Genomic DNA, 15,018 nt, shown 5'->3' on the forward strand with positions numbered 1-15,018 from the left:
AAGCATTCGGACACGGCCTCGCCACCGACCAGCCAGTATTATTTTTTTATGTTTCGGAGTACACCCATCTCCACACGCCGGAGGGCAGCTGGCAGATGATCTTCAGCGTCGTCACCGCCCCGGCCCATCGTCGGGAGGGCTGTGCGTCCCGTGTTTTGCGGCAGGTCTGTGCCGACGCAAAGGCCGCTGGCCGCAGGGGCGTCGTGCTCACCTGCAAGGAGAGGCTCATCGGCTTCTACGCCCGGTTCGGCTTCGTGGACGAGGGCGTGTCCGCCTCCACCCACGGTGACGTCGTCTGGCATCAGATGCGCCTGACCTTCTGAACCTGTTTCTGTTCCGCCCCCGGTGCGCCGGGGGCGGATTTTTTTATGCAAACGGGGCGGTTTGCTGAAAAGTGCGTCAACTGGATGGTTTTGCTTGTTGTCTGCGGCGGGTGCGCAGGGTATACTGTTGCCATAAGGACGGCACAGAGATGTCGAAAAAGCGACCGAAACAGGGAGGTTTCTCTATGTACTATTCCAGTGGCAACTATGAGGCTTTTGCAACGCCGAAAAAGCCGGAGGGCGTCGATCACAAATCGGCTTATCTCATCGGTTCCGGTCTGGCGGCCCTGACGGCGGCCTGCTATCTGGTGCGGGACGGCCAGATGAAAGGCGGGCATGTGCACGTGTTCGAGAAGGACCCTATCCCCGGCGGGGCCTGCGACGGCTATAAGTACGACGTGGGCTATGTGATGCGGGGCGGCCGCGAGATGGACAACCATTTTGAGGTCATGTGGGATCTGCTGCGCTCCATCCCGTCTCTGGAGACCGAGGGGGTCAGCGTGCTGGACGAGTATTACTGGCTGAACAAGGCCGACCCCAACTACTCCCTCTGCCGCGCGACGGTCAACCGCGGCGAGGACGCCCACACCGACGGCAAGTTCGGCCTGTCCGATCAAGGCGCCATGGAGATCATGAAGCTCTTCTTCACGCCCGACGAGGCGCTGGAGGACAAGAAGATCACCGATTACTTCGATGACGAGGTGCTTGGCTCCAACTTCTGGCTCTACTGGCGGACCATGTTCGCCTTCGAGAACTGGCACAGCGCCCTCGAGATGAAGCTCTACCTCAAGCGCTTTATCCACCACATCGGCGGCCTGCCCGACTTTACCGCCCTCCGCTTTACCCGCTACAACCAGTATGAGTCCATCATCCTGCCCATGGTGGCCTACCTGAAGGACCACGGCGTCCAGTTCCACTACGACACCAAGGTGGTGGACGTCCAGTTCAGCCTTGAGCCGGGCAGAAAGCAGGCCGTGGGCGTTACAGTGGACCACAAGGGCGAGGTGACGACCATCGGCCTGACCGAGAACGACCTGCTCTTCATCACCAACGGCGGCTGCGTGGAGAGCTGCACCGTGGGTGCACAAAACAAGGCGGCGGGCTTCGACCCCGCCATCCGGCCGGGCAACGGCTGGGATCTGTGGAAGAGGATCGCGGCGCAGGACCCCGCCTTCGGACATCCGGAAAAGTTCTGCTCGGAGCCGGAGCGGAGCAACTGGGAGAGCGCCACCATCACCACGCTGGATGAGAAGATCCCGCAGTATATCCAGAAGATCTGCAAGCGCGACCCCTTCAGCGGCCGCACCGTCACCGGCGGCATCGTCACCGTGAAGGACTCCAGCTGGCTGCTGAGCTGGACCCTCAATCGCCAGCAGCAGTTCCGCGACCAGCCCCGGAACCAGCTCTGCGTCTGGGTCTACGGCCTGTTCAGCGACAAGCCCGGTGACTACGTCAGGAAGCCCATGCGGGACTGCACCGGCCGGGAGATCTGCATGGAGTGGCTGTACCATCTGGGCGTGCCGGTGGAGGACATCGCCTCGATGGCCGAGAACAGCGCCAACACCGTGCCGGTGATGATGCCCTATATCGACGCCTTCTTCATGCCCCGGGCCAAGGGCGACCGCCCCGACATCGTGCCCGAGGGGGCAGTGAACTTCGCCTTCCTCGGCCAGTTCGCCGAGACGGCCCGGGACACCATCTTCACCACCGAATACTCCATGCGCACCGGCATGGAGGCCGTGTACACCCTGCTGGACATCGACCGGGGCGTGCCGGAGGTCTGGGGCAGCACCTACGACGTCCGCGCCCTGCTCGACGCAGCGGTCAAGCTGCGGGACGGCAGGAAGCTCACGGACATGGAGCTGCCCCTTATGGGCCGCCTTGCCATGAAGGAAGCGCTGAAAAAGATCGGGGGCACCGACCTCGAAAAGCTCCTGCGCCGCTACAACGCCATCTGAGCACGGCTCATTTTCAGAACGATATTCCTCCCAAACACAGAAGACCGGATGCTGCACGCCTGAGGCAGGAAGCAGCGCCCGGTCTTTTGTGCTGATTTGCGCGAGATTTCATAAAAAGTCGTACCCATAAAGGAGATTATTGTACAGGATGACCAGATTTGGGCTTGCCCTTTCGGCGGTTCTGTGGTAAGCTTAGAGCAAAGAGCGCGGCACGGCAGAAGAGAGGCTGTGCCGCCAAAGGTCCGGAACATAAAGGAGGTCATTTCTCGTGAAACACTTTATTTCTCGCCGCAATTTCCTGAAGGCCGCCGGTGTCACCGCCGCTGCCTCGGCCATGGCCGCTGCCGTCCCGCAGGCTTCCGCCGGCTGGCTGACGGGCAAGGACGCCGCCGTCACCATCCTGTACACCAACGACGTACACACCTACATTGATAACAAGTCCCCCAAGCTGACCTATGCCGCCATCGCCGCCCTGAAGCAGGGCTACGTCGATGAGGGCAAGCCCGTCCTGCTGGTGGACGCAGGCGACCACATTCAGGGCACCGCCTACGGCTCGATGGACGACGGCGCGACCATCATCGAGCTGATGAACGAGGCGGGCTACGATGTGGCCACGCTGGGTAACCATGAGTTCGACTACGGCATGGCCCGCGCCAAGGCCGTCATCAAGGAAGCGGACTTCCCCTATGTCTCCTGCAACTGGGTGGACCTGCGCACCGGTCTGCGCGTCCTGCCCGCCGTCAAGCTGTTCCCCGCAGGCGGCAAGTGGATCGCATTCGTGGGCATCACCACCCCCGAGTCCTTCACCAAATCCACCCCGGCCTACTTCATGAACGCCAAGCAGACCAAGTACATCTACGACATTCTGGGCGGTGACGACGGCAAGAAGCTGTACGACGCCGTGCAGAAGGGCATCGACAAGGCCAAGGCACTGGGCGCAGACGTCATCATCGGTCTGGGCCATCTGGGCGTTGACCCCTCCTCCTCTCCGTGGACCAGCGAAGAGGTCATCGCCAACACCACTGGCTTCGACGCCTTCATCGACGGCCACTCCCACACCGTTATGGAGAACAAGCAGGTCTACGACGCCGCCGGTAAGGCCGTCACCCTGACCCAGACCGGCTCCTACCTCGCCAACGTCGGCAAGATGACCCTCGCCGAGGACGGCACCATCACCACCGAGCTGATCTCCACCGCAGACGTCTCCGACGCCGCCGTGGCCGCTACCGCCGCAACGTGGATCAAGGAAGTGGACGAGATGCTGGGCGAGCAGATCGCCGTCACCGACATCAACTTCTACATCAGCGACCCCGCCACCGGCAAGCGCCGCATCCGCTCGGGCGAGACCAACCTCGGCGACTTTGTGGCCGACGGCATCTACACCTACTTCAACGAGATCGAGCAGCTGGACTGCGACATTGCCATGATGAACGGCGGCGGCATCCGCACCGACGTGAGCGCGGGCGACTGGTCCTTCAAGACCTGCAAGCAGATCAGCCCCTTCGGCAACGTGGCCTGCCTGATGGCCGTCACCGGCCAGCAGATCCAGGATGCGCTGGAGTTCGGTGCCCGCTTCGTCGGCCCGGAGGGCAAGGAGAACGGCGGCTTCCTGCACGTCGCCGGTGCGACCTATGAGATCCACACCGACATCCCCAACACCGTCCGCACCGACGACAAGAACGTCTGGCAGGGCAGCGCCACCGGCACGCCCCGCGTCCAGAACGTGCGCATCTACGACCGAAAGACCGGCACCTATGAGCCGCTGGATCCGAACCGCACCTACGCGCTGGCCGGCATGAACTACACCCTGCGCAATCTGGGCGACGGCTTCGCCATGTTCGACGGCGCAGAGCTGATCAAGGACTATGTCGCGGAGGACTACCTCGTCATGTCCACCTACGCCATGATCTTTGACGGCGCGACCGAGGGTATGCCGGTTCTGGCAAGCGCCAACAGCCCGCTGGCAAGCTACCCCGGCTACCTGCTGGATTATGAGGATCCGCATGGCGCAGGACGCATTCAGGTGGTCTGAGGGCTTGATAGAAAAGCAATAAGATGACGAACGCCCCCTCTTCCGGCTGGAAGAGGGGGCGTTTTGGTGAAAACCTCTCCGTCATCGCTTGTGCGATGCCACCTCCCCTATCGAGGGGAGGCTTTGGCACATCACAAAGCTTTCCCTCTTCGCCAGAGGCTCCCCTACAAGGGGCAACGGCGACGACCGCCGCCAGCGGCGGAAACAGGGAGGAGCTGTTGGGGCAGCGGCCAGCAGGATGCAAGCGACAGCGAAGCAGACGCTGGGAGCCGCAACCCGGCCTTGGCGAGCGAAGCAGACTGAGAGGTTGGACAGAGGACGACCTTGCCTTGAGGGAAGAGAGGGAAAGCTTCCGGGTGAGGCTTAACCCTTCGCAAACAACCCCTTCAGCGCCAGAGGGGTGATGATGGAGGAGACGACGATGAGGAGGATGACTGCCGTGAAGAAGACGGAGTCCACCACCCCCACGCCGAGGCCCTTCTGGGCCACGATGAGGGCCACCTCGCCGCGGGTCATCATGCCGACGCCCACCTTGAGGGAGTCCGGCCAGCTGAAGCGGCAGACTTTCGCGGCGAGGCCGCAGCCGATGATCTTGGTGATGAGGGCCACCACCACGAAGCAGACGCTGAAGAGCAGGATGGTGGGGGTGAGGCCGCTGATGTCGGTCTTGAGGCCGATGCTGGCGAAGAAGACGGGGGAGAAGAGGGTGTAGCTGCTGATGTCCACCCGGCGCTCGATGTAGGACGCATCCTCAAGGGAGCAGAGCACGATGCCCGCGATGTAAGCGCCCGTGATGTCGGCGATGCCGAAATACCGCTCGGCGATGTAGGCCATCGCAAAGCAGAAGGCAAGGCTGACGATGGTGATGCGCTGGGTGTGGGGGTTGCGATGGTCCAGCCAGAGCATGGCCTTGTGGATGATGAGGCCGATGACGATGGCGGCCGCGAAGAAGAGGACGGTGTCCATCAGCACCTCCACGAGGCTGGTGTCCGAGCCGCCGCTGGCACCCAGCACGCAGGTGAGCACCACGATGCCGATGACGTCATCAATGACGGCGGCACTGACGATGGTGGTGCCGAGGAAGCTCTTGAGCTTGCCCAGCTCCTGCAGGGTGGCCACGGTGATGGAGACGCTGGTGGCCGTCATGATGGTGCCGATGAAGAGGGCACGGTAGAACTCGGTGCTGCCCACTGCCGCAAAGCCGTAGAAGAGGCCGTAGAGCAGGGTGCCGCCCGCCAGAGGCACCGCCACGCCCACACAGGCGATGAGGGTGGCGATGGGGCCAGCCCGCATCAGCTCCTGCAGGTTGGTGCCGAGGCCGGTGGTGAACATCAGCAGCACGACGCCGATCTCGGCGAAGATGGCGATGGAGTCGCTGGGCTGGACGAGATTCAGCAGACAGGGGCCGATGACGAGGCCCGCGATGATCTCGCCCACCACCTGCGGTGCCCGGCATTTGCGGGCTATCAGCGCAAAGAACTTGGCGCTGATGAGGATGATGGCGAGGTTCCTGAAGATGGAATACATAGATGATCCTTCCTTTGACGTTAGCAATCGTCCCGCTCCCCGAAGAGGCCCTGCCCCGCGCAGGCGGGCGGAAGGGGAGAAGAACACTTTTTATTATAGCCCTCCTCTCGCCGGAATGTAAAGGAAAACCGCCTCAGAAACGGCCAAAAATATCATGTAAAGAAGATATGACAGGCATACCGGGAAACCATAAAGAGAATGGCAGGGCAGAGTGCGAAAAAAATCGCGCAGAAAAGCTTGACAATTTTCGCTGGGCTTGCTATAATAAGTTGCTGTCTGAACAGACACGCCGCACAGCCTGCGCGACGCCGCGCGGTCTGTGTACCCTTGGCCTCATAACCTTGAGGCCCTTAAGTCCAAAAGGAGGTGCTACAAAATGGCAAAGTACGAAACCATGCTGATTACCAGCGCTGCTCTCGACGAGGAGGCTTCTTCCGCCCTCATCGGCAAGTTCAAGTCCCTGATCGAGGCAAACGGTACCATCGATTCCATCGATGAGTGGGGCAAGCGCCGTCTGGCCTACCCCATCAACGATGAGGAGGAGGGCGTCTACACCGTGATCAACTTCACCGCCGATCCCAGCTTCCCCGCTGAGCTTGACCGTGTGTACAAGATCACTGAGGGCGTTATGCGCAGCCTGATCGTTGCCCACGAGGAGTAATCTTTTCGTGACGAAAAAGGAGTCCGTATTATGTTGAATGTTGTAGCGATCATGGGCCGCCTCGTGGCGGATCCCGAGCTTCGCACCACCCAGAACGGCACCAATGTGTGCAGTTTCCGTATTGCGTGCGACCGCAACTTTGCCCGTCAGGGCGAGCAGCGTCAGGCCGATTTCATCGACATCGTCGCATGGCGCCAGCAGGCAGAGTTCGTCTCCAAGTATTTCCAGAAGGGCAGTCTGATCGCCATCGAAGGCAGTCTCCAGACCCGCCAGTATCAGGACAAGAACGGGAACAACCGCACGGCTGTGGAGGTCGTGGCAAACAACATCAGCTTTGCAGGCCCCAAGAACTCGAATGGCAGCAATCAGGGCGGCAGCAGCTATCAGAATGCTGCGCCGTCCTACCAGAACGCAGCGCCTGCCCGCCCGGCTGCTGTGGAGGCAGCTCCCAGCTACTCCGCCGGAAACGCAGACGACTTCGCCGTCATCGACGACAGCGACGACCTGCCGTTCTGATCCCGAACCGGTGTGAACCGTAAAAATCCAACAGGAGGTAATAAGCAATGGCTTTTGAAAGAACCGAAGGCTCTCGCCCCGCGCGCCCCATCCGCCGCGGCCGCAAGAAGGTTTGCAGCTTCTGTGTCGATCGCATCGACACCATCGATTACAAGGACGTGCCCCGTCTGCGTAAGTACGTTTCTGAGCGTGCAAAGATCATCCCCCGCCGTGTGACCGGCACCTGCGCTTTCCATCAGCGCGCCCTGACCGTGGCCATCAAGCGTGCTCGTCACGTTGCCCTGATGCCCTACGTCAGCGACTAATCTGAACTTATCAACCCAATCAAAATAATCAGCGATCAGCAAAGCGCCCCCGCCGATGACAAGGCAGGGGCGCTTTTTGGTTTGCTTTAGAGAGTTGACCTCTTCGCCAGAGGCTCCCCTACAAGGGGAGCTGTCTGCGAAGCAGACTGAGAGGTTGTACGAAGGAGAGCCTGACCGTGAGCCGCTGCGGGGATAACCTCTCCGGCATCGCTGCGCGATGCCACCTCCCCTATCGAGGGGAGGCCTTGGCATTCCGCAAGGTATCGTCTCCAAACCGCAAAAAAACGCCCGGCACCTCGTGTGAGATGCCGGGCGCTTTCGCTTTCTTTGGGCGCTTACAGCGTCTTGCAGAACTCCTTCAGGTAGGCGCGGAAGGCCTCACCGATCTCGGGGTGCTGCAGGGCCAGCTCCACCTGCGCCTCCACGACCTTGAGCTTGTTGCCCATGTCGTAGTGCTTGCCGGTGAACTCCACCGCCGTCATGCCGCCGTGGTTGCGGGCATACTCGGCCATGGCGTCGGTCAGCTGGATCTCGCCGCCTGCGCCGGGCTTGGTCTGGGCGAGGATGTCGTAGATCTCGGGCGTCAGCAGGACGCGGCCAAGGATGGAGTAGTTGCTGAACTCCTGCCCCTTCTTGGGCTTCTCGATCATGTCGTCCACGAAGAAGTAGTTGTCGTGGATGGGGGTGGTCTTGAGGCTGCAATAGCGGCTCACGTCGGCCCATGGCACGGCAGACACGCCCGCGACCGGGCGGCCGAACTCCTCGTAGGCGCGGATGAGCTGGGCGCAGACCGGGTCCTCGCCCCAGATGACGTCGTCACCGTAGATGACCACGAAGGGGTCGTCGCCGGTGAAGGGCTTGGCCATACTGACGGCGTGGCCGAGGCCGAGGGTCTGGTGCTGGCGGACGAAGAAGATGTTGGCCAGATTCGAGATGCCGAGGCACTCCTCCAGCATCTTCTCCTTGCCGGGGACGGCCAGCTTTGCTTCCAGCTCGGGGCTGCGGTCGAAGTGGTCCTGAATGATGCCCTGATTCCGGCTCACGATGATGAGGATGTCGGTGATGCCGGAGCGGACGGCCTCCTCCACCAGATACTGGATGGCGGGCTTGTCCACGAGGGGGAGCATTCCCTTGGGCATGGCCTTGGTGGCGGGCAGGACGCGGGTGCCGAGGCCCGCAGCGGGGATGACTGCCTTGGTGACTTTTTTCATGATTCAAACTCCTTCACTATAATCGTCTTACGGCTGGGTGAGATCAGCCGTAAAAAGCGTTGAACAGGGCCTGCAGGTCGGGGCCGAGCAGCAGGGTAAAGAGGCTGCCGCCGAGGGTCAGGAGCAGGATGCAGAGAAAGACCGCCCCGAAGCTGACGCCGCCCTGTGCGCGGAGGACAGCCTGCCGCTGGCGGGCGTCGGGGAACTCGGACTGGATGCGGCGGATGCGGCTGGCCGCGCTGCGGCGGTAGAGCCATTTGCCGTACATCCCCCGTACCAGCATCAGCAGGAAGCTGAGAAGGGAGCAGACCCGGGCAAGGACCGTCAGGGCCGAGGCGCTGAGGGCCGGGGCGAAGCTGCTGCCCGAGAGCTGGAGCATCTCGATGAAGGTGGGGGCCGCCAGCAGCATTTCGGCGGCAAGGAAGCCGAAGGCCGGCTTCCACGCCTTGCGGTAGAAGAAATAGAACGGCCCGAACAGCAGCGCCGAGAAGCTCATGGAGATCTTGCTCTTTTGCAGCTGCATCCGGCTGTAGGCCGCCAGATAGGCGGGGGCGGCGGGGCCGATGTAGTCCAGCCAGTCCTGCCGGGCGATGCCGTCCATCCGGGCCTCTTTGCCGAAGGCCTCCTCGAAGAACTCCTTCTCGGGGTCGGATGCGCCGCCGAACTGGCGGTACATCTGGGAGTAGTCGAAGCTGTCCTCCGCGGTGTCGGAGACAGGGGACGGCTCCTGCTCCTCGGGGGGGAGCACTGCGCCGCAGCAGCGGCATTTTTCTGCATCCCGCAGGGTGCGCTCGCCGCAGGCCGGGCAGGTGCGGAGCTGGCTCTCCTCGTAGGGGAACTTCCACTCGTAACCGGCGGCATGGGCGGGGCGGTGGATGCACTGGCCCAGCTTCTCGTAGCAGGTGCGGTGATAGGGCGCGCCGCAGTCGGGGCAGACCACGATGTCATCCTGAAGGGTGAGCGGCTCGCCGCAGCCCTCACACGGACAGCCATAGTATTTTGGCATAACATCCTCCAATGATTATGGTAGTTATCAGTATTATACACTCAAAAGAGAGAAAAGAAAAGCCAGAAATCTTCAAATTTCCAGCACGATGGCATTTTTTCCTCTTTACTTTATCATGGATTCTGGGTATACTAATGAAGTATCTGTGTATAAACTGTATCTTTTGGGAGTTGACCTTTCCGACAGGAGTCAACCTCTCCGTCACGGCTTCGCCGTGCCACCTCCCCTACCGAGGGGAGGCCTTGGCATACCGGAAAGCTTTCCCTCTTCGCCAGAGGCTCCCCTACTAGGGGAGCTGGCGAGGAGCTTGCGACGAGACTGAGAGGTTGTACGAAGGACAGCCTGAGCGTGAGCCGCAGGCGTGACGGAGAGGTTATCCTAAAGTTTGAGACGAGAGGAATAAAACGATGATCACCACGGACGAACTGAAAGTACAGCTGGCCGACTACGGCAAGGCTGTGAAAGACCTGGAAGAGGCGCTGGCCATCGACGCCTCCCGCAAGCGCGTGCAGGAGCTGGAGCACACCATGTCCCGCCCCGGCTTCTACGACGACGCGGAGCTGAGCAAGAAAGTCTTCGACGAGGTCGGCGACCTGAAGGGCAAGCTGAACCGCTTCGAGAAGCTGCAGGGCCTCTACGACGACGCCGAGACCATGCTGGTCATGCTGGACGAGGAGTATGACCCCGAGATGGTGCCCGAGGCCGAGGAGGCCGTCAACGCAGTGGGCAAGGCGGTGGACGAGCTGCAGCTGATGACCATGCTGAACGGCGAGTACGACCACAGCAACGCCATTTTGACCTTCCACGCCGGTACCGGCGGCACCGAGGCGCAGGACTGGGCCGAGATGCTCTACCGGATGTACAACAAGTGGGCGCAGGCCCACGGCATGACCGTGGAGGTGCTGGACTATCAGGACGGCGACGAGGCCGGCATGAAGAGCGCTTCCATGATGGTCAAGGGCGCCAACGCCTACGGCCTGCTCAAGAGCGAGAACGGCGTCCACCGTCTGGTGCGCGTCTCGCCCTTCGACGCCAACGCCCGCCGTCAGACCAGCTTTGCCTCGCTGGAGGTCATGCCCGAGCTGGACAACACCATTCAGGTGGACATCCGCCCCGAGGACATCGAGATGCAGGTCTACCGCTCCTCCGGCGCAGGCGGCCAGCACATCAACAAGACCTCCTCCGCCGTCCGACTCATCCATAAGCCCACCGGCATCGTGGTCAGCTGCCAGACCCAGCGCAGCCAGTTCCAGAACCGCGACTACGCCATGGAGATGCTGAAGGCAAAGCTCTACCAGATCGCCAAGCAGCAGCATATGGACAAGATCGACGACATCAAGGGCGTCCAGAACGAGATCGCATGGGGCCACCAGATCCGCTCCTACGTCTTCATGCCCTACACCATGGTCAAGGACCACCGCACCAACTACGAGACCGGCAACGTGGACGCTGTCATGGACGGCGACCTCGACGGCTTCATCTTCGCCTACCTCAAGGCCGCCAGCCGTGGGGAGCTGCAGGAGGCGTAAGGCGGCTTAGTTTCGGCTTGGCGGGTCTTTCGGAGCGGCAGGCCCTCGCAGGCGTTTTGTGACAGCTCTATCGCAGCGGCATGCCCTCTCAGTCATCGCTTTGCGATGCCAGCTCCCCCAGAGGGGGAGCCACTGGCGTGCCGGTCAGGCCCACGCGGGACGAGCAAAGCTTACTTTATCCAAAAACAGTAGTGCCCTGCTACAGAGGGCAGCAGCTTCGGGACAATATCCCATGTCAAGCTGTTGTGAATCTCTGTAGCAGGGCACTATTTTTTATGCCATATTGAGCTTTCAGCGGTCAGCGGAAAGTAGCCCGGTCTGCCAATGGCTCCCCCTTTGGGGGAGCTGGCATCGCGCAGCGATGACTGAGAGGGCTATTCCAGATCCCCCAGTATCCCCGGCCAGAGGGCCTGCTCCTGCCGCATGGCGACGAAGCAGCAGTCGAGGTACATTTTATTCACCGCCGCGACGATGGTGCCCCGCAGCAGCCGCTTTTCGTCGTTGGCGTCGGGGTCGAGGTCGCGGATGGAGGAGCTGGCCCCGAAGATGAAGGGCAGGCAGTTCTCCACCTCGTCGCAGAAGGAGTCGTAGGCCTCGGCGGCGGTGCAGTGGGCGCGCTGCATCCGGAACAGCATCTCGATGTTTTCCAGCGAGAGGACGTTCTTGGACAGCACGATGTAGAGGAGAGCGGCCAGCTGCTCGCGGGAATACTTCTTTTTGACGGGGTGGGAGATGACTCCTTTCTTGACATAATTGCTCACCATCGAGGGGGTAAGCTCCACCCCGGGGAAGCCCCGGAAGCAGCTGTTGACCAGCTGTACGGTCTGGTCGAGATAGAGGCCCACGGCGGGCAGCTCCCGATAGCGCGGGAGGCTGAAACCGGCGGCGCAGGCCGTGACACGTCGTTTCATTTCCTGATCCATGCTGGTAGTATAGCGCATTTTCACCTCCGGGTCAACCGTTTATGAAGGCCTTGTAAAGAATTTTGCAAATCACTTGACAGGGTTTTGAAAAGCTGATATAGTGGACTCATCGAACGTAAAAAAATGCGGCGGACACCCGCCGGAATGGAGATAGATGAGATGAAACGAATCGTTGTGGACTCTTCTGCCAGCCTGTATCAGCTGGACGGCGTAGATTTTACCGCCGTCCCCCTCAAGATCGTGACCGACGAGCGGGAATATCTCGACGATGGCACGCTGGACGCCGTGGAGATGGCGACCACCCTGCGGACCTACAAGGGCAAGACCAGCACCTCCTGCCCCAACATCAGCGACTGGCTGGAGGCCTACGAGGGCGCGGACGAGGTCTACGCCATCACCATCACCGGCACCCTGTCGGGCAGCTGCAACGCCGCCCAGCTGGCCGCCGAGGAGTATCAGGCCGAGCACCCGGAGGCAAAGGTCTTTGTGCTGGACAGCCTCTCCGCAGGGCCGGAGCTGGTGCTGCTGGCCGAGCACATCCGCGACCTGCTGGCCGAGGGGATGGCGTTTGACGACGTCTGCGAGGAGATGCTGCGCTACCGCCGCCACACCCATCTGCTCTTCTCGCTGGAATCGCTGGCAAATCTGGCCCGCAATGGCCGGGTGAAGCCCGCCGTGGCCGCTGTGGCGCGGATGCTCAACATCCGGGTCATCGGCAAGGCCAGCGATGTGGGCGAGCTGGACGTTTTGTGCAAGACCCGGGGCGAGCACGGCGCACTGGAGCGCCTCGTGCTGGAGCTGAAGGGCCACGGCTACGCCCACGGTAAGGTGGTCATCGCCCACTGCGGCAACCCCGCCGCCGCCGAGCGCCTGATGCATATGGTAAAGGCGGTCTTTGAGGGGGCGCAGGTGCGCGTGACCGAGTGCGGCGGCCTGTGCAGCTACTACGCCGAGCTGGGCGGTCTCATGGTGGGCTTCGAGGACGCAGACGCCTGAGCTTGAATTATTCCATCCGCTGCGCTATACTATTCCCATAAAAATGCTGCCGCAGGGCAGCAGGGGAGGCGCAGATGTTCTTTCGGCTGCCGGTCGTCCGGTTCTTCAATCGTGTCATCAACAGGGCCACGGTCACAGTGGCCCTTGTTTTGCTGCAGATCGGCTGGCTGCTCTGGGCCTTCTTCTCCCTCACGGCCGGAAAGGTGTGGGTGAATGCGGGGCTGAACGTCCTCAGCCTCTTCATCACCCTCTACCTCGTGCGGAAGGACGAGAACAGCGACTACAAGATCATCTGGCTCGTCCTCATCGGGCTGATGCCCCTGCTGGGCGGGGCGCTCTATCTGGCCTTCGGCAACAAGGCCCCCGCCAAGCGGATGCGCCAGCGGATGCAGGCGGTGGAGCGCCAGCACACCGCCGACCTCGCCCAGCAGCCGGGCCAGACCGAGGCCCTCGACCCCGCCAGCCGGGGGCTGTGCCGCTATATCGCCGACTACGGCCCTTACCCCGCATGGAAGGACACCACGGCGAAATACTACCCCTGCGGCGAGGAGATGTACCCCGACCTTCTGGCCGACCTCGAGGGGGCGGAGCGGTTCATCTTCCTTGAGTTCTTCATCGTCCGCACCGGCAGGATGTGGGGCGGGGTGGAGGACATCCTCGTCCGCAAGGCCGCCGAGGGGGTAGACGTCCGGCTCATCTACGACGATTTCGGCAGCCTCTTGGGCCTGCCGTCGGACTTCGTGGTGCGGATGGAGCGGGCGCACATCCGGTGCATCCCCTTCAACCCCGTGGTGCCGCTGGTGTCGCTGGTCATGAACCACCGCGACCACCGGAAGATCGTGGTGGTGGACGGCAGCGTGGCCTATACCGGGGGCATCAACCTCGCGGACGAGTATATCAACGCCGAGGAGCGGTTCGGCTACTGGAAGGACGCGGCCCTGCGCACCGAGGGCGCGGCGGTGTGGAACTTCACGGTGATGTTCCTCAAGCACTGGAACGCCTTTCGCCCCAGCGAGACGGACTACACCCCCTTTGCGCCCCGGCCCGAGGCCCTGCCCGACCGGTCGGACGGGGTGGTGCAGCCCTACGGCGACAGCCCCCTCGACGAGGAGGCGCTGGCCGAGACGGTCTATCTGAATATCATCCATCAGGCCCAGCGGTACGTCTATATCTACACCCCCTATTTCGCGGTGGGGGAGACCATGCTGGAGGCCCTCAAGTCGGCGGCCAAGCGGGGGGTGGACGTCCGGCTGGTGCTGCCCGGCATCCCGGACAAGAAGCTGGTCTACCGGCTCACCCGGTCGTACTATCTGCCCCTGCTGCGGGCCGGGGTGCGCATCTACGAGTTCAGCCCCGGCTTCCTCCACGCCAAGTGCTACGTCAGCGACGACCGCGCCGCCGTAGTGGGCAGCATCAACATGGACTACCGCAGCCTCTACCTCCACTTCGAGTGCGGGGCGCTGCTGCTCTACAACAGCCAGATCGCCGTCCTCCGGGACGACGTCCTCCGCACCCTGCCCGCCTGCCGCGAGGTGCATCTGGCCGACTGCCGCACCTCCCTCCCGGGTACGCTGCTGGATACCGTGCTGCGGCTGCTGAGTCCGCTGATGTAAAGTTTCTGTGCAGCGCTTGACTTTTGCGGAGAATCGCATATACTAAAGATGGAATTGCGAGAATGTTCCATTGAACTCACCAAACGAAAAGCCCCCAAGGAGCCGTGAACTCCAAGGGGGCTTTCCGTTTAGTCGGGCTTGCGGTCCTTGTCGAATCTGTCAAGCCACTTGCAGATATAATGCGAGATCACATCCGCTACGACAGACTCCAAAATTGCGAGAAAGTGCACCATGAAACTCACCTCCCCTCCGATTGAAGTCGGCGGGCAAGGCCGCAAGACCAGTATAACACACTTTTCGACGAAAAGGAACAGAAACGGGCGCATTGCGGTGAGGTCTGCCGGTCCGCTCTGTAAACTTTCCGTGCAGCGCTTGACTTTTGCGGGGAAGGACATATAATAGAGATAGCAAAAGTAAA

At 61.7% G+C, this 15,018-nt stretch carries 14 protein-coding genes; 9 read left to right on the forward strand and 5 right to left on the reverse strand.

The window, feature by feature from the left end; all coding sequences use genetic code 11:
• The 3 genes from ACT8X9_RS10055 to ACT8X9_RS10065 form a co-directional block, all read left to right on the forward strand.
• Positions 1 to 323: GNAT family N-acetyltransferase (locus ACT8X9_RS10055; RefSeq protein WP_444268881.1), on the forward strand; the 323-nt coding region annotated here is incomplete at its 5' end.
• A 185-nt stretch (positions 324 to 508) separates the two neighbouring features.
• Positions 509 to 2,281, forward strand: coding sequence for an oleate hydratase (locus ACT8X9_RS10060; RefSeq protein WP_444268882.1), 1,773 nt, complete (start codon positions 509 to 511; stop codon positions 2,279 to 2,281).
• A gap of 268 nt (positions 2,282 to 2,549) precedes the next feature.
• Positions 2,550 to 4,313, forward strand: a complete 1,764-nt coding sequence (locus ACT8X9_RS10065; protein ID WP_444268883.1) for a bifunctional metallophosphatase/5'-nucleotidase — start codon at positions 2,550 to 2,552, stop codon at positions 4,311 to 4,313.
• 363 nt (positions 4,314 to 4,676) lie between these two features.
• Here ACT8X9_RS10065 and ACT8X9_RS10070 read toward each other — a convergent pair whose 3' ends face one another.
• A complete protein-coding gene (locus ACT8X9_RS10070; protein WP_444268884.1) occupies positions 4,677 to 5,840 on the reverse strand; it encodes a cation:proton antiporter in 1,164 nt (387 codons plus the stop codon).
• Positions 5,841 to 6,216: 376 nt separating this feature from the next.
• Here ACT8X9_RS10070 and rpsF point away from each other — a divergent pair, with 376 nt between their 5' ends.
• The 3 genes from rpsF to rpsR are packed head-to-tail and all read left to right on the forward strand — an operon-like array spanning position 6,217 to position 7,322.
• Positions 6,217 to 6,501 (forward strand): 30S ribosomal protein S6, encoded by a 285-nt coding sequence (rpsF, locus tag ACT8X9_RS10075; protein ID WP_015563883.1) that lies wholly within the window; start codon positions 6,217 to 6,219, stop codon positions 6,499 to 6,501.
• A 30-nt stretch (positions 6,502 to 6,531) separates the two neighbouring features.
• A complete protein-coding gene (locus ACT8X9_RS10080) occupies positions 6,532 to 7,017 on the forward strand; it encodes a single-stranded DNA-binding protein (protein ID WP_227620734.1) in 486 nt (161 codons plus the stop codon).
• Between the two features lie 47 nt (positions 7,018 to 7,064).
• Positions 7,065 to 7,322, forward strand: a complete 258-nt coding sequence (gene rpsR / locus ACT8X9_RS10085; protein ID WP_227620735.1) for a 30S ribosomal protein S18 — start codon at positions 7,065 to 7,067, stop codon at positions 7,320 to 7,322.
• 335 nt (positions 7,323 to 7,657) lie between these two features.
• Here the strand turns inward: rpsR and ACT8X9_RS10090 are convergent, their stop codons facing one another.
• Positions 7,658 to 8,533 (reverse strand): UTP--glucose-1-phosphate uridylyltransferase, encoded by an 876-nt coding sequence (locus ACT8X9_RS10090; protein WP_412591296.1) that lies wholly within the window; start codon positions 8,531 to 8,533, stop codon positions 7,658 to 7,660.
• Positions 8,534 to 8,576: 43 nt separating this feature from the next.
• Positions 8,577 to 9,539, reverse strand: a complete 963-nt coding sequence (locus ACT8X9_RS10095) for an RING finger protein (protein WP_444268885.1) — start codon at positions 9,537 to 9,539, stop codon at positions 8,577 to 8,579.
• 407 nt (positions 9,540 to 9,946) lie between these two features.
• Here ACT8X9_RS10095 and prfB point away from each other — a divergent pair, with 407 nt between their 5' ends.
• On the forward strand, positions 9,947 to 11,068 hold the full coding sequence (prfB, locus tag ACT8X9_RS10100; RefSeq protein WP_227620738.1) for a peptide chain release factor 2: 1,122 nt from the start codon (positions 9,947 to 9,949) through the stop codon (positions 11,066 to 11,068).
• Between the two features lie 374 nt (positions 11,069 to 11,442).
• Here the strand turns inward: prfB and ACT8X9_RS10105 are convergent, their stop codons facing one another.
• On the reverse strand, positions 11,443 to 12,009 hold the full coding sequence (locus ACT8X9_RS10105) for a DUF1836 domain-containing protein (protein ID WP_227620739.1): 567 nt from the start codon (positions 12,007 to 12,009) through the stop codon (positions 11,443 to 11,445).
• A 141-nt stretch (positions 12,010 to 12,150) separates the two neighbouring features.
• Here ACT8X9_RS10105 and ACT8X9_RS10110 point away from each other — a divergent pair, with 141 nt between their 5' ends.
• Both ACT8X9_RS10110 and cls read left to right on the forward strand, forming a co-directional pair.
• The gene (locus tag ACT8X9_RS10110) at positions 12,151 to 12,987 is read left to right on the forward strand and encodes a DegV family protein (RefSeq protein WP_444268886.1); all 837 of its coding nucleotides are present in this window, start codon (positions 12,151 to 12,153) and stop codon (positions 12,985 to 12,987) included.
• A 74-nt stretch (positions 12,988 to 13,061) separates the two neighbouring features.
• Positions 13,062 to 14,600, forward strand: coding sequence for a cardiolipin synthase (gene cls / locus ACT8X9_RS10115; protein WP_444268887.1), 1,539 nt, complete (start codon positions 13,062 to 13,064; stop codon positions 14,598 to 14,600).
• 128 nt (positions 14,601 to 14,728) lie between these two features.
• Here cls and ACT8X9_RS10120 read toward each other — a convergent pair.
• On the reverse strand, positions 14,729 to 15,018 hold a 290-nt coding region (locus ACT8X9_RS10120; protein ID WP_444268888.1), incomplete at its 5' end, for a hypothetical protein.

The organism is Faecalibacterium sp. (genome assembly GCF_052358865.1).
Classification (GTDB): Bacteria; Bacillota; Clostridia; order Oscillospirales; family Ruminococcaceae; genus Faecalibacterium; species Faecalibacterium butyricigenerans.

What these genes read in the sequence shown, in the direction of transcription:
- ACT8X9_RS10095 (WP_444268885.1), bottom strand. Translation starts at nt 9,539, where the DNA reads ATGCCAAAATACTATGGCTGTCCGTGTGAGGGCTGCGGCGAGCCGCTC.
- ACT8X9_RS10090 (WP_412591296.1), bottom strand. Translation starts at nt 8,533, where the DNA reads ATGAAAAAAGTCACCAAGGCAGTCATCCCCGCTGCGGGCCTCGGCACC.
- ACT8X9_RS10080 (WP_227620734.1), top strand. Translation starts at nt 6,532, where the DNA reads ATGTTGAATGTTGTAGCGATCATGGGCCGCCTCGTGGCGGATCCCGAG.
- cls (WP_444268887.1), top strand. Translation starts at nt 13,062, where the DNA reads ATGTTCTTTCGGCTGCCGGTCGTCCGGTTCTTCAATCGTGTCATCAAC.
- prfB (WP_227620738.1), top strand. Translation starts at nt 9,947, where the DNA reads ATGATCACCACGGACGAACTGAAAGTACAGCTGGCCGACTACGGCAAG.
- ACT8X9_RS10070 (WP_444268884.1), bottom strand. Translation starts at nt 5,840, where the DNA reads ATGTATTCCATCTTCAGGAACCTCGCCATCATCCTCATCAGCGCCAAG.
- rpsR (WP_227620735.1), top strand. Translation starts at nt 7,065, where the DNA reads ATGGCTTTTGAAAGAACCGAAGGCTCTCGCCCCGCGCGCCCCATCCGC.
- ACT8X9_RS10105 (WP_227620739.1), bottom strand. Translation starts at nt 12,009, where the DNA reads ATGCGCTATACTACCAGCATGGATCAGGAAATGAAACGACGTGTCACG.
- ACT8X9_RS10110 (WP_444268886.1), top strand. Translation starts at nt 12,151, where the DNA reads ATGAAACGAATCGTTGTGGACTCTTCTGCCAGCCTGTATCAGCTGGAC.
- rpsF (WP_015563883.1), top strand. Translation starts at nt 6,217, where the DNA reads ATGGCAAAGTACGAAACCATGCTGATTACCAGCGCTGCTCTCGACGAG.
- ACT8X9_RS10060 (WP_444268882.1), top strand. Translation starts at nt 509, where the DNA reads ATGTACTATTCCAGTGGCAACTATGAGGCTTTTGCAACGCCGAAAAAG.